This is a genomic window from Mycobacterium bourgelatii, from assembly GCF_010723575.1.
Taxonomy (GTDB): Bacteria; Actinomycetota; Actinomycetes; order Mycobacteriales; family Mycobacteriaceae; genus Mycobacterium; species Mycobacterium bourgelatii.
In genome coordinates, this window is record NZ_BLKZ01000002.1 from 715,833 (window position 1) to 735,673 (window position 19,841).

Sequence of the window (19,841 nt, forward strand, 5' to 3'; positions counted from 1 at the left end):
GTCGCTTAGCGTGAAGCGATGACGCCATCGGACAGCCTCCTCACGGAAATGCTCGACGAGTACCAGTTGCGCAGGCTGGTCCATGCGTACTGCCGTGCCGTCGACCGCGGTGACACCGTCCAACTGCGCAGCCTGTACCACCCCGACGCGGCAGACAACCACGGCCGCTTCTCCGCGGGTGGCACCGACGATTTCTTCGCCAACCTCGACGCCGCCCGTCCATACCTTCGGGCGATGCAGCACAACATCACCACGGCAAATTTCGTCATCAGTGGACACCTCGCTGAGGGTGAGGTCTACAGCATCGCCATGCACACGTTCCGAGCGCGCGGACGAGACGTCGATGTCCTGATCGGTGGGCGGTACTTGGACAAGTACGAGAAGCGGGATGGCACATGGGGTTTCACCGAGCGGATGATCGTCACCGACTGGGCACGGGTCAGCGACCCGTCGGTCCTGGACTTCTCACATCCAATCGTCGAAGGGACGCCACGAGGCGCTATGGACGCGAATGACCCGTCCTACCAGTTCTTTTCGCTATTTCCCGGGCATCCAGTGGCGGATTAGTTAGGCGGTTAGACGTACCCATCCTCATTGCGCGGCCGTGGACCTGGGAGCTGCAGCAGCAGCCTCGCCCCACCAAGGGGACTGGCGTGCAGGGACGCGGTGCCGCCGTGCAGTTCGGCCTGCTGGGCTACCAGCGCCAGTCCGAGGCCGGAGCCGGACTGTGATGCGGTGGAACCGCGGGAGAACCGGTCGAAGACGGTGCTGCGTTCAGCTTCGGGAACGCCGGTGCCGTCGTCATCGATGGCGATCTCTACTCCGTCCCGAGAGCTGTTGGCGGACAGTTGCACTCGCGTGGCGTGCCCGTGCTTGACCGCGTTGGCGATCGCGTTGTCCACCGCTAGCCGCAGACCGGCGGGTAGGCCCAGCATCAACACCGTGGGTGACGGGAGGAGCGAGACCGACAGGTCGGGGTATATCCGCACGGCGTCGTGCGCGGCGCGGTCCAGCAACTCGACGATGTCGACGGGGACGAAGTCGTCGGTGGTGATGGTCTGGTTCTGCGCCAGCCGTTCCAGCGCCGACAGGGTGGCTTCGATGCGGTTCTGGGTGCGCATCACGTCGGCCAACACCTCATCGCGCTGCTTGGCGGGCAGTTCGAGCGTGGAAAGCACCTCGAGGTTGGTGCGCATCGCGGTCAGTGGCGTGCGAAGTTCATGGGAGGCCACGGAGGCGAAATCGCGCGCCGTTTCCAGTGCGGCTTTCGTGCGCTGCTGTTCGTCCCCGATGCGGTTCAACATCCCCTCCACCGCCTCGGCGATCTCCACCGCTTCCCATACCCCGCGAACCTTGACCTCGCCGGGGTTGGATTGCGCGTTGATCGCGCGTGCCTGCTGCGCCAGCAGCCGGAAGGGATTGATCATGATCAACCACATGGCGCTGCCCACGATGAACGTTCCGACGATGACGCTGCCGCAGATGAGCAGCACCCGTAGGTGCAGCTGGTCTATCCGGCGTTCGGCTCCGGCCAGCGGAGCGCCGAGCGCGACGGTCGCCGGACCGGCGGTGAACGTGCGCACTCGATAGGGGGCACCGTTGATCGTGGTGGTCGCATAGCCGATCGGCAGCGCCGGCAGGACGATGTCGCTGGGCACGGACACGGTCGAGTTACCCACCCGCACGGTGCGGACCAGGCTGTCGTCGGCGGGAACGGTTTGGTCGGTCGCCGAGCGGGGCGCGCTGAGCAGCAACGTCCGCACGTCGCCCAGACTGCTGACCGAGTCCAGCCGGCGGTCCAGCTGGCTGTACTGGTCATTGGTGACGCCGATCCAGACCCACGCGCCCAGCGCGATCACCAGCACGATGACCGACAGCGCGGCCACGATCACGATGTTGCGCAGGGATACCACCGGCAAGGGCAGGCGCAACAGCCGATACAGCCTGTCGTTGATGGTCATGACATCGCCGCAGGGGGTATCACGGGACTTTCGCCGAGCACGATGAGCAACACTAACCTCTGCCGTCCATCCCGACCGCCCGCGCGCTCGCTCACGCGGTCCGACCTGGCTCCAACTCCTGCTCGCTGTGGTGCTCGGGCGGGGTCATGACCCAGCGAATACTGCCCACGAGCACCCTGCCGGCCATCCGCGTCACCGTCGCCTCCAGCGGGGGAGCGTAGGGAAGCAATAGCGGCAGGCGCGCCCATCTGGGCAGCATCGCAACCGCCGTAGCGGCCAGCACGCCGTAAACGGGCCTGGCCGGCAGCGGCAACGGGGGAGTCAGCAGCAAGAATCGCGCAGCGTCCCGGGCGGCCGCGGTTCCACGCAGTTCCGGGCGGTAGGCGCGAATGCGCTCTCGAAGTTCGTGCTCCGTGCGCGGCGGTTCGGGCACGCCGAGCGCCGTAGCCACCACGGCCATGTCCGCCACGTAGCCGTCACGTCCGGCCTTGTCGAGGGGTGCCGCACCGTACAACTGGTAGGCGAGCAAGAAGCTGTCCACTTCGGCGATGTGAACCCACTCCAGCAGATGCGGATCCGACGCGTCGTACCACCGGCCGTCCGGCGCCACGCCATGCACGTAGGTGTGAATGCGCTTGACGTTGTCCACGGCCCGTTGGGCATCGGCAGCGCAACCGAAGGTGGTCTCGGCCAGGAAGGTGCTGGTGCGCTGTAGCCGTCCCCACGGGTCGCCGCGATAGTCGGAGTGCTCGGCGACTCCGGCCATGGCCAGCGGGTGCAGCGACTGCAGCAGCAGCGCGCGCAGGCCACCCACAAACATCGACGCGTCCGCGTGCACCTGCCGGATGGGACGGTCTTCGGCGAACCACCGGTCGCCGGGTGCGTGGTGGATGCGCTGACGGTTAGCGGGTCCCTCGGGCCCAGCCACCATCGAGAACAGCCTGCTGCCCAGGTCGCGCCGCACCGCACCCACTGCTTTCCCAACAGAACCCGGAACAGGCACAGAAACGGTCATGCCTCCACGTTACGAGTGGGCCGGACGAAAGATCAGGGCCAAGATCCAAAGATCAGTTGACAACATACAACCAAATGGTTGTATGTTTGGGATTGTGGCGGTGGATCTCGAAGACCGGGCGGACGCTCTGTTCCAGGCGCTTGCCGACCGGACCCGGCGCGACATCATGCGCCGGGTGTTGACCGGCGAACACTCGGTTTCCGCGCTCGCCATGAAATACGAGATGAGCTTCGCGGCGGTGCAAAAGCACGTCGTCGTCCTGGAGAAGGCCGGATTGCTCACCAAGCGACGCAGTGGTCGCGAGCAACTGGCCAGCGGCGACGTGGAGGCAGTGCGTTCGGTGGCAGCAATGTTGGCCGAGTTGGAACAGATTTGGCGCGGTCGCGTCGCGCGCATCGACGAACTCATCGCAGCCGACTCAACAAAGGAGAACTGAACCGTGCCCGTGACCGACGTTCAACAGGATCTCGACAACCTGACCCTGACCATCACCGCCGACTTCGCCGCACCGGTGGAGCGGATCTGGCAGATCTACGCCGACCCGCGTCAACTAGAGAAGGTGTGGGGTCCGCCGGACTGCCCGGCGACCTTCGTCGACCATGACCTTAGGCCCGGCGGCCGCGCGAACTACTTCATGACCGGTCCCAACGGCGAGAAGTACGCCGGCTTCTGGCGGATCACCGCCGTCGACGAGCCGAGGAGCTTCTCCTTCGAGGACGGCTTCGCCGATGAGGACTTCAACCCGAACCCGGATCTACCGGTCTCCCAGAACGTCTACACTTTCACCGAGCACAATGGCGGCACCCGCGCGATCTTTGTGGGTACCTTCCCGTCCGCCGAAGCGCTGCAGCAGGTGCTGAACATGGGCGTGATCGAGGGCGCCACCGCGGCGATCAACCAGATCGACGACTTCGTCGCGGTCGCCTCCTAAGGCACCGCGTAACGTTACGCCACAAGCGATTTCGGGGTGTCTACCACCGAGTACTCACTCGCGTCGCCCTGGATCGCCCGGCTGCGCTCACCGTGTACGTTCACCGGGATGTCGCCGGCAAGCGTGATCCGGTGCATCCGGCGGGGTTGGTCGCCGAAGTCCGAGACCGCATAGTGCTGGGTGGAGCGGTTGTCCCACACTGCGACGTCGCCGAGTTCCCAGTTCCACCGAATCGTGTTCTCCAGCCGGGTGATTCGGTCCTGAAAGATGCGGAACAACGCCTGGGACTCGGCGACGTTGACCTCGAGGAACGACTTGACGAATGACCCTAGGAGCAAGGACTTTTCGCCCGACTCCGGGTGCACCCGCACCACGGGGTGGTGTGTTTCGAAGTGCGTGGAGTGAAATTCGGAAGCGTACTTCAGCAGCGCTTCTGGTGCGACCTGGGCGGCCGCCAGCTGCGCGGGATCTACTTGGGCGTAGTCGAATGCGTTGTTGTGGACGGCCCAGAGGTTCTCCGCTAGCACCTTCAACGGCTGCGGCAGTTGTTGATACGCAGCCACGGTGGACGCCCAGGTGGTGGTGCCGCCGTAGCTGGGCAACTCCACGGCACGCAGGATGGACGCTTTGGGTGGACGGTCGACGAAGGTGACGTCGGTGTGCCATTGATTCGCACCGCTGCCCCCGATCGCCTCGAGTCGCATCACCTTGCTTCCGTCGAACTTCAGGGTGGGGTGCGGAGTCGTGGGCACGCCCAGGCTCTCGGCGAATGCGTACTGCGAGTCGTCGTCCAGATGGTGCTGGCCGCGAAAGAACACCACCTTGTGCTCTACTAGCGCCCGATTGACGGCGGCGGCGGTGTCGGCGTCGAGCGCACCGAGTTGCACACCGTCGATGCGTGCACCGATGTTCTCGCCCAATTTCACTACGCGGATTTCGCTGCTCATGGCGTATGCCTTTCAGATCTCCCGCATGTAGTCGACTGTGTACATGCGGCCGCAATCGACCGTATACAGATGACTACACCAGTGCAATGTCTGGTCCGCGCTGCGACCGCGGCCGACCCCAAGGGTGGCGTGCTTAAGCCGGCAAAACGCGCAGCTCTACCAGCGCTTATCCGGGACACGCGGCTGCGGTTGCGACTCGGACCCGTTGCGATCAGGTGGAAGAAAATGCTCAGGCCAAGACCGCCGTCAGGTAACCAGAGCCGTTGCCGAATGACGCGAGCTCGTCGTCGGGCAATGCGAATCCGTTTGCGGCAAAAGCGTGTTCGGTAGTCAGCACGTCGACCTGCCAGCCGTGGCCGGCGAGGTACTCGCCGGCCGTGTTGCGATCACCGGTGTAGAACAGCTCGGCCAGGTTGATGTTGGAACCGATGCGCCGGGACCGCTCGGTGAGCTTCTGCGCCCAGTCCGCCGGGACGCTGCGTAGATCCATGTGTTCGGTGGCAATTCGACTGCCCGGCGCCGACAAGGCGACGATGTTGTCGAACAAGCGATCCTGCGCCTCGGGCGGCAAGTAGACCAGAAGGCCTTCGGCGATCCAGGCGGTCGGTTGGCCGGGATCGAATCCTGCACCGTGCAATGCCAGCGGCCAATTGTCACGCAAGTCGATTGCCACGGTGTTGCGTTGTGCGGCGGGTTCGGCGCCGAGGTCGGCCAACGTGCGCGTCTTGAAAGCGATGACGTCGGGTTGGTCGACCTCGTAGACGACGGTGCCGACCGGCCACGGCAATCGGTACGCCCGGGTGTCGAGCCCGGAGGCCAGGATGACGGCTTGGCGGATGCCGGCGTCGGTCGCCTTGATGAAGAAGTCGTCGAAGAACCGTGTGCGTACGGTGATCTGCTCCTTCATCGTCCGACGGTTCAGCAGCGGATCGTCAGGATCGCCGATCTCGCCGTCGATCAGCTTGATGAAGGTGTCGATGCCTACCGCACGGACGAGTGGGTCAGCCCAGGGATCGTTCAACAATGCGTCGGGACCGTTCGAAGCTATCGCTCGCGATGCGGCGACGGCCGTCGCGGTGGCTCCCACGCTGGACGCGAGGTCCCAACTGTCGTTGTCGGTGCGGGCCATTGGTCCGTCTCCTCTCGGCGGGCAACGAGCGATACTTAGCTCATTTAACTTATCCCCGACTGTACGCCCGGTGCGGTCGCCATAGCGGCGGTCAGTGGCGGAGTTCACCAAGGCTCGCACTTACCGACGTTGAACCAAATTTATGTTCCGGTCTAGGGTGCCCTATGGCCCGATCGAAGACTCGCCCCATTGCGGCCACCAACGCGGCACTGCGCATGGGCGTCTTCGTCCTGCCGCGGCTTCCGGATCGGGTGAAACGAGTCCTTGCCGGCGGCAAGCCGATCACGATCGATGGGAACACCCTCGATGCCACGGCCCAACTCGTACTGACGGCCCAGCGGCTCACGCGTACCGGCGGGCTGGGCGCATCCGGCGATCCAGCCGTCGCCCGTGCCCTGATGCGTGATTCGCATGTGGCCATGGCGCCCCGGATTGCCGTCCCCACGACCGACTTTTCGATTCCTGGCCCGGCCGGTGAATTGCGGACGAGGCACTACCGGCCGCCGGTCAAGGCTGAGGCGCCGCTGCTTGTCTTTTTCCACGGCGGCGGTTTTGTCGTGGGTGACATCGAATCTCACGACGGGCTGTGCCGAATGATCTGCCGTGACGCCGCCATCCACGTGTTGTCGGTGGAATACCGGCTGGCGCCCGAGCACAAGGCCCCGGCCGCGGTCGACGACTGCGTCGCCGCCTATCGGTGGGCGCTCGGCCACGCCGCCGATTTGGGCGCGTCGCGGATCGCGATCGGCGGCGACAGTGCGGGCGGAACCCTGACGGTCCTCGTCGCACTGCGCAGCCGTGACGAAGGGTTGCCGCAACCCGCGCTGCAGGTGCTGTGGTATCCGGCCGTCGATCTCTCCGGTCAGACCCGATCACGCGAACTGTTCTCCGACGGATTCTTCATCTCCAAGCAGGAAATCGACTGGTTCACCGACTCGTTCCTTGGCGGGACCGACATAGCAACCGACGACCCGCTGGTATCGCCGTTGCAAGCCGACCTGGCCGGCCTACCGCCCGCGTTGGTGTTCACCGGCGGGTTCGACCCGCTTCGGGACGAAGGAAACGAATATGCCGCCGCGTTGCGTCGGGCGGGCATAACCGTGCACCACCGGCAGTTCGATTCGCTTCCGCACGGTTTTGCCAGCCTCGCCCCGTTGGGCGGCGACAGCGCCGACGCGATCGCGGCGACGATTTCGGCTGTCGGCACTTACCTCTCGGGCCGCTCCTTGGCTGACGACCATCCCCCAGAACCGAGTGGGCTAAGCTCGCGCCGACGCTCCCAATACGACGCTTAGACCGGGAAATTCATGGATCTGCAATGGACGCAGGAAGAGCTGGACTTCCAGACCGAGGTCCGGGAGTTCCTGGAACAGAAGCTCACCCCCGAACTTCGACGCGCGGGACGGTTGATGACCAGCGTCTACGCCGACCACGAGGCCAGCATGGCCTGGCAGGCGATTCTGCATGAGCGGGGATGGGCGGCGCCGGCCTGGCCCGTCGAATACGGCGGTTGCGACTGGACCCTGACCCAGCACTACATCTTCACCCGTGAGTCGACCTTGGCTGGTGCGCCATCCCTGTCGCCGATGGGGATTCGGATGGTCGCGCACGCGATCATCAGGTACGGAACCGACGCCCAGAAGGACTTCTTCCTGCCGCGGATTCTGACCGGCGAGGTGTTCTTCTGCCAGGGGTACTCCGAACCCGAAGCAGGGTCGGACCTGGCCAACCTGTCCATGTCCGCCGTCTCCGACGGCGACCACTTGGTGTGTACGGGCAGCAAGATCTGGACAACCCATGCCGCTGAAGCGAATTGGATATTCGCGCTGGTGCGCACCTCCCGGACGCAGAAGAAGCAGCAGGGCATCACCTTCGTGCTCATCGACATGACCTCGCCCGGAATCACGATTCGCCCGCTGGTGATGACATCGGGCGAACAGGTTCAAAACCAGATCTTCTTCGACGAGGTACGGGTACCGAAAGCCAACGTGCTCGGTGAAATCGACGACGGCTGGACGGTCGCGAAGTATCTCTTGGGCGGCGGTGCGGTCGCGCCGGGTCTGCAAGTGGCCGCAGAGGAAATCGGCGAAGCGGCAAAGAGCCAACCCGGACCCAACGGGGGAAAGCTCGCCGACGACCGGGCCTTCGTGCGCAAGTTGGCCGATGCACGGATCCGCGCCGAGGTGTTGGAGATCCTTGAGTACCGAGTGCTCGCCGCGGTGGCGCAAGGCCGCAATCCGGGTGCGGCGTCGTCGATGCTCAAGATTCTGAGTACCGAACTCAGCCAGGCGCTCACCGAACTCGCGCTGGAGGCGGCCGGGCCGTGGGGCCGCGCCTACCAGCCGCACGCCACGGCCCCGGGCGGGCCCATCGCCGATTTCGAGCCGCCCGCTGATGGCTACGCCTCGGGGGAGCCGTGGCAGGCCGTGGCGCCGCTGCGCTACTTCAATGACCGGGCCGGCTCAATCTACGCCGGCAGCAACGAAATTCAGCGAAACATTCTCGCCAAGGCAGCATTGGGGCTGTAAATGGACTTCAATCTGACCGACGAACAAGAACTGCTGCGTGACGGGCTGACGAAATTCCTCGCCGTCCGCTATGACCTCGAGAAAAGCCGCAGGGCGGCCAAGACGGGCATCGGCTGGCAGCCCGACATCTGGCGCGGGTTCGCTGGCGAATTGGGCATCCTGGGCGCCACGCTGCCCGAGGATTTGGGCGGAATCGGTGGCGGCCCAGAAGAACTCATGGTTATCACCGAGGCGCTCGGTCACGCGCTGGTGGTCGAACCTTACGTCGAAACGGTGGTCGTAGCCGGTGGGCTGTTGCGCCGTGCCGGCGGTTCGAGGGCTACATCGCTGCTGGAACAGATCATCTCGGGCAGTGCCGTTGTGGCGTTGGCTGCCGCCGAACCCGAATCCGGTGATCGGTGGCAGGACATCTCCACGCGGGCCGGACGTGAGGGTGACGGTTGGGTGCTGAACGGCCGCAAGATAATGGCAGTGGCGGCGCCACTGGCGGAACACCTGCTGGTCACCGCCCGCACCCCAGACGTCGACGGAATCTCACTCTTTCTTGTTGATGTCGACGCAGCCGGCATCGAGATGCACTCGTATCGCACCATCGACGACCGGCGCGCTGCCGACATCGAGTTCAACGACGTACGGCTTCCGGCCGACGCATTGCTCGGCGAGCAGGGCCAGGCGTGGCCGTCGCTGAGTCGAGCGCGTGACGAAGGCGCTGCGGCGGTCTGCTCCGAAGCGGTCGGGTGCATGCGAAAAGTGTTGGCGGACACCGTCGAATACTGTAAGCAGCGCCAGCAGTTCGGACAGCCCATCGGCCGTTTCCAGGTGCTGCAGCACCGCATGGTCGACATGTACATGGAGCTCGAGCAGTCCGTCGCCGCTGTCTATCTCGCGATCCTGAAGCTCGACGCCGACGAGGCGACCCGCGCCCGCGCGGTGTCGGCCGGTAAGGCGACCGTCGGCCGTGCGGCGCGGTTCATCGGCCAGCAAGCCGTGCAACTGCACGGCGGGATGGGGATGACCGAGGAGTTGGCCATCGGCCACTACTTCAAGCGGCTCACCGCCATCCAGTACGAGTTCGGAACCACCGACCATCACATCGCTCGATACGCCGAGCTGACCAAGACGTAACCCCGGCCCGCGCACCGCAACCGCCCGTCTTCTTCGCTGTGACGCATGGGACTTGAGGGACATTGCTATCGGCCTCGGTCACGATGGTCACGACCATTGAGGTCGTGGACGGTCAGGCCTGCCGGTAGAACACGTCGCCGTAGACGGAAATCGTCGTCTGATTTATCCACAGCACGTTGAAGTAGACGGGCGACGGCGTCCGAGTCTGGCTGCTGAGGATCGTGAGGATGCCGCCGCGGGACGACGGGTTCCACGAGCAGGGACCGGAGGTGGTTGGCATACCTGCCCCATCCGCCAGGGAACAGCCGTTCGCGCTCACCAGCAGTTGCTCGGATCCAGTTTGGTTGACCCAGAAGCCAACCGGCGCCGCGGCATCCGCGTGAGCGATACCGGCAGAAGCCGCGAACAAACCGGCGGCCAAACCCGCGACCCAACTCGCGACAGTGACCAACTTCTTCATCATTTCTCCCTTGGCAGCGGTGGACACGCTTAGATTCGCCAACGCTGCTCGACGGATGCTTGATATTTCCTTGGCGAGGACGGTTACCTCGCCCACGTTGCTGGCATGATGTTTGACCATGTCGACCGAGGTCGCTTCGCCCGTCCTTGTCCGGTCCGATCGGATCTTGCTGATCCTCTCGGTGGCGTTGACGTTGGGTGCGGGGTTCGCTCATTACGGCGAGTGGAACTCGGTGCTGAGGTTCCTTCTCGCAGCCGCGGCGGTCGGTGTACTCGCGTCGGTGGTGGGCCACAGCGTGGATCAACTCGGCGACCGCTTCGGGCCGGGTGCCACCGGCGTTCTGCAGTCGGCCCTCGGTAATCTTCCGGAGCTCTTCATCTGCATATTCAGTCTCAAGGCCGGACTTGTCGACGTGGTTCGCGCTGCGCTGGTCGGGTCGATACTGGCCAACCTCCTGCTCGTGCTTGGGCTTGCCTTCGTGGCCGGCGGCCTACGCCACGGCACCCAGCAACTCGGTTCGGCCCGCGCCCGCTCCATCACCGTGCTGATGCTGTTGTCGGTCACGGCGATGTCGATCCCGTCCGTGGCGCACTGGATCCACACTCCGGCCTCCGAACATGAGGACGCCTTCTCGCTGATTGTGTCGGTGCTGTTGCTCGTCCTGTTCGCCCTGAACCTGCCGGCCTCGCTGCGCCGGGATACCGACGAGGCCGGCCCGGCCGACGAGGCCGATCCCGGCAACGGGACCACCGAGCCCGAAGAGGGCGCACACCCAAGGTGGCCGATCTGGTTGGCCATTGGCATGCTGGCCGTCGCCAGTCTCCTCGCCGCCTTCGTGTCGGAGTGGTTCGTCGATGCGCTTCAACCGGCGATGGACTCAATGCACATCTCCCAGGCCTTTGCAGGTCTGGTCGTGGTCGCGATCGCCGGCAACGCCGTCGAGAACGTGGTCGGTGTCCAACTCGCCGCCAGTGGCAGGTCGGCCTACGCCTTCGCGGTGGTACTCAACTCGCCGATTCAGATCTCACTGGTGCTGGCCCCGCTGCTCGTGCTCATTTCGCAGATCGCCGGCCTGACCACGTTGACGCTGGTCTTCAGTCCGATGCTGGTGGCCGCCCTGATGTTGTCGGTGGTGCTCGCCGCATTCATCTACTTCGACGGTGAGTCGAATTGGCTCGAAGGCGCCACTCTCGTTGTGCTGTACGGGATCATCGCGACGGCGTTCTGGTGGGGCTGACTTGCAGGGCAAGATCGCGTTGGTCACCGGCGCTTCGTCGGGCTTGGGCGCGGAAACCGCCCGCTTGTTTTCTCAAAGGGGCGCAACCGTTTTCGGAATAGCACGAGACGCCGATCGGCTGGCCGAGGTCTTCGCGGACGTCGACGGCGGTGCATACGTCTCGGTCGACGTGAAGTCCTCGGGGGCCTGCCGCGCCGCCGTCGCGACGTGTGTCGAACGGTTCGGCGGACTCGATGTGCTGGTCAATATCGCTGGGCGGCACCAGATGCGCCGGACCGAGTCGATGAACGACGAGGACTGGGAGGAAGACCTGGCGGTCAACCTGAGCGGACCGTTCTATCTGTGCCGAGCCGCGCTGCCGCATCTGCTGGCCCGCGGCGGCAACATCGTCAACGTCGCCTCCATCGCCGGTGTGGAGGGCCAGGCGTATTCGGCCGGCTACTGTTCCGCCAAACACGGGCTGATCGGGCTGACCCGGGCCTTGGCCGTTGAATACACCGCAGATCGGTTGCGCGTCAACGCAATATGTCCCGGGGGCATGCTGACGCCACAGATCGAGAATTTCAGCGCCCCGGAGAACCCGAACTACGACCTGATCATGCGCTCGGCCGCACCGCGCGGCATGATGCGGCCCCACGACGTCGCCAATGTCATCGCGTTTCTGGCCGGCGACGAAGCCGCGGCGATACATGGCGCCGTGTACCGGGTCGACAACGGCAAAGGTGCGGGCTGAGCCGGGTGCTACTCGTCGGCGACGAGAACGTCCATGCAATAGGTAAGGGGCGGTTCGGGGAAGTCGACCGTCTGTTGCTCCTCGCTGCACAGACTGGGGTCGTCGACGCCGTCTTGCCGGAGTGCGACCCTGAAGGTCGGTTCGGTGCTCAGAACCGAGGGTTTGCATTCGGTCGCCTTGAACATATGCGAGACGAGGTCCTGGGTGTAGCAGCTGCTGACGGTCAGGTTGTCCTCCAAGCAGAGACCGCTGCCGCCACCTTCCAGGGTCCCGTAGTTGGCGTTGGGGCAGTTCTTGGTGCCGGTGTACTTCTTCGCGACTTTCGACAGCGCGGTCGGTGACGAGCACGGTTCGACCTTCACTTCGTCGGGCGTGACGACGATGCCGGTCTTGGAGAGATTCAGGCAGGTGCCGACGGCGTAGTCGAAGCCGTGGCTGTGCGACCCGTGGTGGCTGGGCTTGTTCAGCACCAGACGCGCGCCCACCTTCACCGCAACCGCCAGCACGATCACGGCTAGCGCCGCAAGGACTTTCTTGCCCACCGCGCTCTTCTTGGGCGCCGGTGCCGGCGGGGGAGGGGCGTATTGCGGAGGTGGCGTGTATTGCGGAGGCAGCGGGTAATTTCCCGGCGGAACCGCCGACGATGCGGGGACGTTCTCGTCGTCGTCAGACATCTGAACCTTTCGCGCCATGGTCGGCGCACTGCGGTTCTCGCGCCTGCCGGGAAGCAGCCTAACCGTCGAAGCCGCGGAACGCAGCTATCTTGCCGAACGGATGCCAGGGCTCGCCACGGCCGTGGCGCAAGTGCTTTGCTCACCCGACTTCAGCTGTGGCAGTAGATACTCCAGCTGGCCGACTTCCTCGATGTTGTGTTTGACCCAGGCCCGCAACATGTCGTCGGGCAAGCGGCGGCAGGCGATTCGGTTGACCGGCGCGTAGAGCGGTGTGCGCGCCCCGACGTCGAGCACCGTGACGTAGTGCGTGCCGTCCGAGCATGCCGACCAGGTGTGCTCGAGCTGGAAGACGATGACCCCGGCGACCCGTTCGACAAGACGGATGCCCGTCTCGTCCAGCTTCTCCACTCGGTCCACGATGTCTACCTTGTATTCGGGTCGGGCGCCAAAAGCTTCGACGATGTGGAAGCGTGCGCCCTCGCCCGCACCGCCGCCCGGCGCCTCGCTGGCCAGGTCCCAGTGAATGTGATCGAGCGGATGCCACGCGAGGTAGCGGGGAACGATCTCACCGCCGTACGACATCGTTCCGCCGATGTGGGTGAACCAATCGAGCAGCATCTCCGGTGTGACGCCGGGCAGCATCCGGTGGTCGATCGTTACCCGACGGCGGTGATGCGGAGCCTTCGTGAAACGCACCGTCGCGGTGTCGACGGAACGCAGCGGATACAAGACGGGCAAGCCGGACATGGCGACCTCCAAGATACGGTACCGTTTCTCCAGAGCACGTTACGATGTGGCTCTAAGAAACGCAACCGTTTCTCGGAAGGAACTTTGATGCGGCGGCGGCATGGTGCGGAATTAGATGCGGCGATCAAGGATGCGGTACTGCGTCTCGTGGGCGAGCACGGCGCCGCCGGCGTCACGATGGAGGCCGTCGCCAGTGCCGCGGGCACCAGCAAGGCGGTGTTGTATCGGAGGTGGCCCGACGGTCGGGCGCTACTTCGCGACACCTTGTTGGGCATCGCCGTCGGGGCGATTCCGCACGAGGACACCGGCAGTTATCGCGAGGATATGCTGGCGATCCTGCGCGGTTGGGCGGACTTGTTCACCGGCCCGCAAGCCGCTGCCATCCGTGCCGTAATCGCAACGGCCGCACACGATTACGAGCTCGCCGAGTCTTTCCGTACCGAGGTCATCGGCTGGCGCAAGAAGGAGATGTCAGAGTTGCTCGCTCGGGGAATCGCCCGCGGCGATGTGCGTCCGGACGTACCCATCGAGATCGCTCGCGAGTTGGGGCAGAGCGTGCTCTGGCACCGCCTGCTGGTGACGGGCGACCCGATTGACGACGAGCTGTGCGTGAAGCTCGTCGACGAGGTGCTGGTGCCTTTCGTCAGGCCGCGTCCGGTCGGTTGACGCACCCGGGCGCGCGCGACCGACGGGAGCATATTCGGCCCCTGCCGTCGTGATCCCGATCACAGTTTATAAAATGAAACAAGTCAATCATATCTGACGTGATAGTTTCATACCTAGGTCGCAGGCGCCGCAGGAGGGGAGTCGGCGCCGCGGCCGGGGACGAATCGACGGGAGGTCAGCGTCATGAAGCCCAGGCCCGACGAGAATCGTGTGACGCTAGGCCGACCAGTGGGAACCCGCCGGGCCGCCAGAAGCGCCAACCTGCTCGCCGTCCAGGACTCGGCGCCCACTGGTGACGAGCCGGGACGCATTGCCTGGGTGTCTCAAGCCCTCTGCCGCGAAACGGATCCCGACGAACTCTTCGTACGGGGCGCCGCGCAACACCAAGCGGCGGCGATCTGTCGGCACTGCCCGGTGATGCAGGAGTGCGCAGCAGACGCCCTGGACAACCGGGTTGAGTTCGGTGTCTGGGGCGGGATGACCGAGCGCCAGCGCCGGCAACTGCTCAAGCGACATCCCGAGGTCATTTCCTGGACGGATTACTTCCGGCACCAGCAACTCCGGCGGCCGGGTTAGTCGCTGGGCGCTAAAGGTTTGGCCACGTTCCGGTGTCGGCCACCGCGCCGTCCCGGTTCTGCATGGGTCCGGCCCCGAGAATCCGAGACATGATGCAATCGCGGAAGCCCGGCGTTGGCGCGTGAGATTTCACGCCAGACGTTTCTGCGGGGCGCCGCTGGAGCGATAGCCGCCGGCGCCGTCTTCGGGTCGGGCCGACTCGGCTCGGTGCTGGCCACCGCCGATCCGAACCCCGTCGGGTTGGAAACCCTTTCCGCCGCACTCAGTAGGCCGGTGTTGTTACCCGGTAGTCCCGAATTCGGCGCTGCCAAACAAGTTTTCAATACCAACTACAACGACTCGACTCCGACAGCGATCGTCACCCCGACATCGTCGGCGGACGTACAGAAAGCGATGGCGTTCGCCGCCGCGCACAACCTCAAAGTCGCTCCGCGTAGCGGTGGGCACTCTTACGTAGGTGCGTCCACGGCCAACGGCGCCTTGGTCTTCGACCTCCGCCAGCTGACGGGCGATATCAACTACGACGCGGCCACCGGACACGTCACCGTGACGCCGGCGACCACCTTGTATGCGTTGCACCAGACGTTGGCCGGGGTGGGCCGCGGCATCCCAACCGGGACCTGCCCGACCGTCGGTGCCGGCGGGCATGCACTGGGCGGCGGCCTGGGTGCGCACTCCCGGCATGCGGGCCTGTTGAGCGACGCACTGGTGTCGGCGCAGGTGGTGCTGCCCGGCGGCCAAGCGGTGACTGCGTCGTCCGCCAGCCAACCCGACCTGTTCTGGGCGCTACGCGGCGGCGGTGGCGGCAACTTCGGGGTGACGACCTCGTTGACCTTTGCCACCTTTCCCACCACCGAGTACGACGTCGTCAACCTCAACTACCCGCAGCAGTCGTTTGCGCAGGTTCTCGTCGGTTGGCAGAACTGGCTGCGCACCGCGGACCGCAACAGTTGGGCGCTGGCCGACAGCACAACCGACGCGATGGGCTCGCACTGCCGCATCATGGCGACCTGCCCCGCCGGATCCGGCAACAGCGTGGCGAGTGCCATCGTCGCGGCCGTTGGCAGTCAGCCGTCCGGCACCGAACAACACACCTTCAACTACTTGGACTTGGTGAACTATCTGGCGGTCGGGAATCTCAATCCGTCGCCGCTCAGCTATGTCGGCGGGTCCGATGTGTTCACGACGATCACGCCGGCCGCCGCTCAAGGGATCGCCGCGGCCGTCGACGCCTTCCCGCGCGGGGCCGGTCGGATGTTGGCGATCATGCATGCGCTTGACGGCGCAATGGCCACGGTGGCACCGGGAGCCACGGCGTTTCCGTGGCGGACGCAGTCCGCGCTGGTGCAGTGGTACATCGAACCGGCCGGCTCTCCGGCCGCAGCCACCAACTGGCTCAACGCGGCACACAAAGCGGTGCAACCATATTCGGTCGGCGGCTATGTGAACTACCTGGAAGCCGGTCAGCCGGCCGCACGCTACTTCGGCTCCAATCTCCCCCGGCTGGCGGCTGTCCGGCAGAAGTATGATCCGGGCCGAATCATGTTCTCCAGCTTGAATTTCTAACCGGCGCTTCGAAAAATCAATTGACCGACCGCTGGTCGGATGTCATCGTGAACGGTCGCTTTGACCCCTACCAACACTAGAACGATGACCCTGACCAACGACGAACTCGCCGATTTGACCGCCGGACTCACCGGCGGCGATGACGCGCACCGCCAGCCGATCACTGACATCGGCGCCTGGCTTGACGGCCTGGACTACGGTGTACGTCCGGCGCTGCGCGCCCTCGGCGAGTTGTTGGTGGGTGTCGCCGAGCGTGAAAGTGCCGAAACCGCCGATCGATTCACGGCCCGCTGCCTCGGCGTGCCGGACTGCGGTCACCTGGTTGATGAGGAACGTCAACTCAATCCGGTGTCTCGCCTGACCGTGGCACTGGCCTTGGCCGAGTGGATGGACGAGCACGCGCTCGACTGCGAGATCGGCCCGGGCGAAGATTCGTACCCGCCGAAGTGGACGCAGACCGAGGTCGGCGGCGAGCGTTACCGGCACCCGTTGTGCTTGCGCGTGCACTTCCCGGCCGGGACGCTGCTGGACGACTCGGGATGTGTCATCAACCTTGAGGCCCGCGACACGGTCATGTGCTCGCCCGAGGTTTCGGCCTTCGTAACGCCGGACAACCAGGCCCTCGCTCGTTGTGTGCTGGACCGGCTCGCCGAGCGAGCCAACGAGCTGAACCCGTACCGGGGGCGGGCGGTGCGTGCCACCTACGCGCACGGGCTGAACTTGACCGTCATCGACCTGCCGTCGACGGTGACCCGAGACACCGTCATCGTGCCCGACGAGGTGTGGACCGAGGTCGACCTCGGCGTCACCGCCGTGCGCGACCGCCACGACATCCTCAACGCACATGGCCTTGGCGTCCGCCGCGGCGTACTGCTGTGCGGCCCGCCGGGCACGGGCAAGTCCGCGGTGAGTGCGGTCGTCGCCCGAGAGGTCTTGGGAGAGTTCACCGTCATCTACGTCGAAGCCAAGGCTGGGGCTCACCTGCTGACGGTCGTCGTGGAAGAGGCGCAGCGCCTGGGCGGTCCGGTGCTGATCGTGCTGGAGGACGTCGACCTGTGGTGTCAGGACCGCGCCGCGGGCGAGAGCGGACTGTCGGAGCTGTTGCAGGCCATGGACGTCAAGGCGGAAGCCCGCATCCTGACGCTGGCGTCTACCAACGACGCCGCGACCCTGGACAAGGCGGCCATCCGGACGGGCCGGTTCGACTCGGTCGTCGAGGTTGGCTACCCCAGCCGCGCCGACGCCGCGCGCATTCTCGCGACACTGATCGACCACATCCCCGGTGGCGAAAGCGTCGACACGGCTGCAGTGGTAGCGGCGCTGCCGGAACGAACCAGCGGCAGCGACATTCGTGAAGTCGTTCGCCGAGCCGTGCTGGCAGGCGACGGTGGCGCGCTCAGCACGGCGACGCTGCTGGCCGAAGTGGGGAGCGGGCGGTACCGCGCGGCGGTTCCGTCGGGTATGTACCTCTGACGGCGGGGGTAGCCCACGCCGGCCGCCGCGCAAGCACGGCCCCCTCACGAGCCTGAAGATATGCAGGAGAAGCGCGAGTAAGCACCTGCAGGACTACAGGGTCGCGCCGCACCCGGCCCGCCACACCTCGCGGCTTTCGCGGTCAAGGACCCACTGGCCGGTCCAGTCGCCTCCTCCGCGCCGTACTGACTTTCATCCGTGAACCATGTAGGCCGTCAAAGCCGTATTGGCTCGCCGATCAGGTTTTCGCCTGTCAACGCACTGGCTCGCGTCCATCTGCGGGGGCGCCTCACGGTCGAGGTGCTGGAGCGTGCGGCCGCCGCATTGGCCGCGGAGTATCCATTGCTGCGAGTGTCGATCGCCGCGGACCCCGGCGGCAGGAACCCGACGTTCGTGCCGTCGGCGGGACCCATCCCCATCCGCAGGGTGAGCGGCGACGCTGGGGAGTGGATCCGCCAGGTCGAACAGCACGAGCTCAGCCACGACCAGCTCTGCTGGAACTTCGCCTATGCAGACGGCGTCATCTCCGAACTCTCCGCGCGGCGTTACGCGGACGCCTGCGTTCAAATCTTGTTGGGCACGTTCGACGAAACCACGGAAAGCGGAGGTGGCCAGTGGAATTCAGGAAGCTAGATCCGCGGTCGAAGAACGTACTGATCACCGGCGCATCGACCGGACTCGGCAGAGCCGCCGCCCTACACCTCCGCAGCCTCGGCTTTCGGGTTTTCGCCGGCGTGCGTAGCGAATCCAGCGCCGCCGAGCTTTCCCAAGTGCCAGTTGCGGATCCGTTGATCGGCGAGATCATCCCCCTGCTGCTCGACGTTACCGAAGCGGCGTCGATCGACCGAGCCGGCACCGTGGTGAAAGGAGCGTGTGGCGACACCGGGCTCTGGGCATTGGTGAACAACGCGGGCATTGCAGTATGCGCGCCCCTGGAATGCGTTCCGCCGGAGGTTTTGCGGCTGCAATTGGAAACAAACTTTGTTGGGGCCCTTGCGGTTATCCAGCGGTTCTTGCCGCTGTTTGCGGACGTCGGGCGGGCGGATCGTCAACGTAAGCTCCGGCCTTGGCAATGTGGCGCCGCCGTATCTCGGTGCGTACGCAGCCGCTCAATTCGGCAAGGAGGGCATGAGCGATGCGCTGCGCCGTGAATTGCGGCCACAGGGGGTCAGCGTCTCGGTGATACAACCCGTCACCGTGGCCACCCCGATCTGGGGCAAGCTGCGGGACAGCGCGAACTCGATTGTCGCCGCAACGCCTACCGAGATTGTCGAGGTCTACCGACGTCGATTCACCGCATTTCTGACCGCCAACGAGAGTCGCGCCTACGCGTCCAAGGCGACGGCCGCGGAATACGCCGATGCCGTCGCCCATGCGGTCACGGCCAGGCATCCCAGGATCCGCTACCGCGTCGGCGCGGAGTCGTGGAGCAGCACCGTCGCACGCCGGCTCATGCCGGATCGCTTGCTGGACAGCGTGATCGAGGCCCGCACCAACAGGTTGATACGAGCCGGATCCACGCAGGTTGCAGGCCGGGCAACCGGGGCGGTAACGCCCCTCACGGCGGGCACGCCAGGCGGGTGAGCCGGGCACTGGACGCTGTGCGAATATCGAGGACGTGACTGACCAGATCGTCGAGATGATGAATGCCAATCTGGCATCGACCATTCCGATTGCCGACAAGATGGGGCTGAAGATCGTCGAGGCACGGCGCGGCTTTGCCGCCGCCAGTGTCCCGGTCGAGGGCAACGGAAACCATTTCGGCGTCATCTACGCCGGTGTGCAGTTCACCGTCGCCGAAATTCTGGGCGGCATCATCGCGCTCTCCACCTTCGATACGAGCAAGTTCTTTCCGTTGGTGAAGAACGTCGACATCACCTTCGTCAGTATGGCCACGACTCCGTTACGCGCCGAGGCGTCGCTGGACGACGAAACGATTGCCCGCGTCGCGGCCGAGGCGGCAGAACGCGGCAAGGCCAATTACACCCTTGAGGCCGTCGTCAGCGACGCTAACGGCACGGTCGTCGCCACCACCCGAGGGCTCTATCAACTTCGCGCACACAACCGTTAAGC

23 protein-coding genes are annotated in these 19,841 nt (G+C 65.2%); 16 read left to right on the top strand and 7 right to left on the bottom strand.

Annotated elements, in window-relative coordinates; translation table 11 throughout:
• Window positions 1–18 precede the first annotated feature (18 nt).
• Window positions 19–567, top strand: a complete 549-nt coding sequence (locus G6N68_RS28235; RefSeq protein WP_163719439.1) for a nuclear transport factor 2 family protein — start codon at window positions 19–21, stop codon at window positions 565–567.
• A gap of 8 nt (window positions 568–575) precedes the next feature.
• Here the strand turns inward: G6N68_RS28235 and G6N68_RS28240 are convergent, their stop codons facing one another.
• On the bottom strand, window positions 576–1,961 hold the full coding sequence (locus G6N68_RS28240) for a sensor histidine kinase (RefSeq protein ID WP_163719440.1): 1,386 nt from the start codon (window positions 1,959–1,961) through the stop codon (window positions 576–578).
• A gap of 91 nt (window positions 1,962–2,052) precedes the next feature.
• Complete coding sequence (locus tag G6N68_RS28245) at window positions 2,053–2,976, bottom strand: oxygenase MpaB family protein (RefSeq protein ID WP_163719441.1); 924 nt, start codon at window positions 2,974–2,976, stop codon at window positions 2,053–2,055.
• Window positions 2,977–3,070: 94 nt separating this feature from the next.
• On the opposite strand from G6N68_RS28245, the gene G6N68_RS28250 reads away from it, so the two are divergent.
• Together G6N68_RS28250 and G6N68_RS28255 are read left to right on the top strand one after the other, a co-directional pair.
• Complete coding sequence (locus tag G6N68_RS28250) at window positions 3,071–3,412, top strand: ArsR/SmtB family transcription factor (protein ID WP_205351543.1); 342 nt, start codon at window positions 3,071–3,073, stop codon at window positions 3,410–3,412.
• A 3-nt stretch (window positions 3,413–3,415) separates the two neighbouring features.
• Window positions 3,416–3,907, top strand: coding sequence for an SRPBCC family protein (locus tag G6N68_RS28255; RefSeq protein ID WP_163719443.1), 492 nt, complete (start codon window positions 3,416–3,418; stop codon window positions 3,905–3,907).
• A 14-nt stretch (window positions 3,908–3,921) separates the two neighbouring features.
• Here the strand turns inward: G6N68_RS28255 and G6N68_RS28260 are convergent, their stop codons facing one another.
• Window positions 3,922–4,854, bottom strand: coding sequence for a TauD/TfdA dioxygenase family protein (locus tag G6N68_RS28260; protein WP_163719444.1), 933 nt, complete (start codon window positions 4,852–4,854; stop codon window positions 3,922–3,924).
• Between the two features lie 229 nt (window positions 4,855–5,083).
• A complete protein-coding gene (locus G6N68_RS28265) occupies window positions 5,084–5,983 on the bottom strand; it encodes a class I SAM-dependent methyltransferase (RefSeq protein WP_163719445.1) in 900 nt (299 codons plus the stop codon).
• 164 nt (window positions 5,984–6,147) lie between these two features.
• Between G6N68_RS28265 and G6N68_RS28270 the strand changes: the two genes are divergently transcribed.
• From G6N68_RS28270 to G6N68_RS28280, 3 genes are read left to right on the top strand one after another with little or no spacing between them, the layout of a single operon-like run.
• A complete protein-coding gene (locus G6N68_RS28270) occupies window positions 6,148–7,278 on the top strand; it encodes an alpha/beta hydrolase (RefSeq protein ID WP_205351544.1) in 1,131 nt (376 codons plus the stop codon).
• Window positions 7,279–7,290: 12 nt separating this feature from the next.
• Window positions 7,291–8,511 carry an acyl-CoA dehydrogenase family protein gene (locus G6N68_RS28275; protein ID WP_163719446.1) on the top strand — a complete coding sequence of 407 codons (1,221 nt, stop codon included), beginning with the start codon at window positions 7,291–7,293 and terminating at the stop codon, window positions 8,509–8,511.
• Complete coding sequence (locus G6N68_RS28280; RefSeq protein ID WP_163719447.1) at window positions 8,512–9,636, top strand: acyl-CoA dehydrogenase family protein; 1,125 nt, start codon at window positions 8,512–8,514, stop codon at window positions 9,634–9,636.
• Between the two features lie 112 nt (window positions 9,637–9,748).
• Here G6N68_RS28280 and G6N68_RS28285 read toward each other — a convergent pair whose 3' ends face one another.
• Complete coding sequence (locus tag G6N68_RS28285) at window positions 9,749–10,096, bottom strand: hypothetical protein (protein WP_163719448.1); 348 nt, start codon at window positions 10,094–10,096, stop codon at window positions 9,749–9,751.
• Window positions 10,097–10,214: 118 nt separating this feature from the next.
• Between G6N68_RS28285 and cax the strand changes: the two genes are divergently transcribed.
• Together cax and G6N68_RS28295 are read left to right on the top strand one after the other, a co-directional pair.
• Window positions 10,215–11,333, top strand: coding sequence for a calcium/proton exchanger (cax, locus tag G6N68_RS28290; RefSeq protein ID WP_163719449.1), 1,119 nt, complete (start codon window positions 10,215–10,217; stop codon window positions 11,331–11,333).
• A gap of 1 nt (window position 11,334) precedes the next feature.
• The gene (locus G6N68_RS28295; RefSeq protein WP_163719450.1) at window positions 11,335–12,066 is read left to right on the top strand and encodes an SDR family NAD(P)-dependent oxidoreductase; all 732 of its coding nucleotides are present in this window, start codon (window positions 11,335–11,337) and stop codon (window positions 12,064–12,066) included.
• 8 nt (window positions 12,067–12,074) lie between these two features.
• Here the strand turns inward: G6N68_RS28295 and G6N68_RS28300 are convergent, their stop codons facing one another.
• A complete protein-coding gene (locus G6N68_RS28300; protein ID WP_163719451.1) occupies window positions 12,075–12,740 on the bottom strand; it encodes an LppU/SCO3897 family protein in 666 nt (221 codons plus the stop codon).
• Window positions 12,741–12,824: 84 nt separating this feature from the next.
• A complete protein-coding gene (locus G6N68_RS28305) occupies window positions 12,825–13,487 on the bottom strand; it encodes a hypothetical protein (protein ID WP_163719452.1) in 663 nt (220 codons plus the stop codon).
• Between the two features lie 87 nt (window positions 13,488–13,574).
• Between G6N68_RS28305 and G6N68_RS28310 the strand changes: the two genes are divergently transcribed.
• The 8 genes from G6N68_RS28310 (at window position 13,575) to G6N68_RS28340 (ending at window position 19,839) form a co-directional block, all read left to right on the top strand.
• A complete protein-coding gene (locus G6N68_RS28310) occupies window positions 13,575–14,153 on the top strand; it encodes a TetR/AcrR family transcriptional regulator (RefSeq protein WP_163719453.1) in 579 nt (192 codons plus the stop codon).
• A gap of 228 nt (window positions 14,154–14,381) precedes the next feature.
• Window positions 14,382–14,729: a WhiB family transcriptional regulator gene (locus G6N68_RS28315; RefSeq protein WP_371871747.1), complete on the top strand. Its 348-nt coding sequence runs from the start codon at window positions 14,382–14,384 to the stop codon at window positions 14,727–14,729.
• A 114-nt stretch (window positions 14,730–14,843) separates the two neighbouring features.
• Entirely contained in the window at window positions 14,844–16,295 is a 1,452-nt protein-coding gene (locus G6N68_RS28320; protein WP_163719455.1) for an FAD-dependent oxidoreductase, read from the top strand.
• An 84-nt stretch (window positions 16,296–16,379) separates the two neighbouring features.
• On the top strand, window positions 16,380–17,768 hold the full coding sequence (locus tag G6N68_RS28325; protein WP_163719456.1) for an AAA family ATPase: 1,389 nt from the start codon (window positions 16,380–16,382) through the stop codon (window positions 17,766–17,768).
• Between the two features lie 198 nt (window positions 17,769–17,966).
• On the top strand, window positions 17,967–18,401 hold the full coding sequence (locus G6N68_RS28330) for a hypothetical protein (RefSeq protein ID WP_163719457.1): 435 nt from the start codon (window positions 17,967–17,969) through the stop codon (window positions 18,399–18,401).
• Window positions 18,383–18,919, top strand: coding sequence for an SDR family NAD(P)-dependent oxidoreductase (locus G6N68_RS31720; RefSeq protein WP_263992024.1), 537 nt, complete (start codon window positions 18,383–18,385; stop codon window positions 18,917–18,919). The genes G6N68_RS28330 and G6N68_RS31720 overlap by 19 nt, the downstream gene beginning before the upstream one ends.
• Complete coding sequence (locus tag G6N68_RS31725) at window positions 18,813–19,352, top strand: SDR family NAD(P)-dependent oxidoreductase (RefSeq protein ID WP_263992038.1); 540 nt, start codon at window positions 18,813–18,815, stop codon at window positions 19,350–19,352. The genes G6N68_RS31720 and G6N68_RS31725 overlap by 107 nt, the downstream gene beginning before the upstream one ends.
• 34 nt (window positions 19,353–19,386) lie before the next feature.
• Window positions 19,387–19,839, top strand: a complete 453-nt coding sequence (locus G6N68_RS28340) for a PaaI family thioesterase (RefSeq protein ID WP_308205892.1) — start codon at window positions 19,387–19,389, stop codon at window positions 19,837–19,839.
• Window positions 19,840–19,841: the final 2 nt, after the last annotated feature.

Bases quoted from the DNA above. Each gene is read 5' to 3' on its own strand.
- G6N68_RS28275 (WP_163719446.1), top strand. From the start codon at position 7,291: ATGGATCTGCAATGGACGCAGGAAGAGCTGGACTTCCAGACCGAGGTC.
- G6N68_RS28235 (WP_163719439.1), top strand. From the start codon at position 19: ATGACGCCATCGGACAGCCTCCTCACGGAAATGCTCGACGAGTACCAG.
- G6N68_RS28285 (WP_163719448.1), bottom strand. From the start codon at position 10,096: ATGAAGAAGTTGGTCACTGTCGCGAGTTGGGTCGCGGGTTTGGCCGCC.
- G6N68_RS28280 (WP_163719447.1), top strand. From the start codon at position 8,512: ATGGACTTCAATCTGACCGACGAACAAGAACTGCTGCGTGACGGGCTG.
- G6N68_RS28240 (WP_163719440.1), bottom strand. From the start codon at position 1,961: ATGACCATCAACGACAGGCTGTATCGGCTGTTGCGCCTGCCCTTGCCG.
- G6N68_RS28270 (WP_205351544.1), top strand. From the start codon at position 6,148: ATGGCCCGATCGAAGACTCGCCCCATTGCGGCCACCAACGCGGCACTG.
- G6N68_RS28325 (WP_163719456.1), top strand. From the start codon at position 16,380: ATGACCCTGACCAACGACGAACTCGCCGATTTGACCGCCGGACTCACC.
- G6N68_RS28265 (WP_163719445.1), bottom strand. From the start codon at position 5,983: ATGGCCCGCACCGACAACGACAGTTGGGACCTCGCGTCCAGCGTGGGA.
- G6N68_RS28245 (WP_163719441.1), bottom strand. From the start codon at position 2,976: ATGACCGTTTCTGTGCCTGTTCCGGGTTCTGTTGGGAAAGCAGTGGGT.
- G6N68_RS28305 (WP_163719452.1), bottom strand. From the start codon at position 13,487: ATGTCCGGCTTGCCCGTCTTGTATCCGCTGCGTTCCGTCGACACCGCG.
- G6N68_RS28310 (WP_163719453.1), top strand. From the start codon at position 13,575: ATGCGGCGGCGGCATGGTGCGGAATTAGATGCGGCGATCAAGGATGCG.
- G6N68_RS28260 (WP_163719444.1), bottom strand. From the start codon at position 4,854: ATGAGCAGCGAAATCCGCGTAGTGAAATTGGGCGAGAACATCGGTGCA.
- cax (WP_163719449.1), top strand. From the start codon at position 10,215: ATGTCGACCGAGGTCGCTTCGCCCGTCCTTGTCCGGTCCGATCGGATC.
- G6N68_RS28300 (WP_163719451.1), bottom strand. From the start codon at position 12,740: ATGTCTGACGACGACGAGAACGTCCCCGCATCGTCGGCGGTTCCGCCG.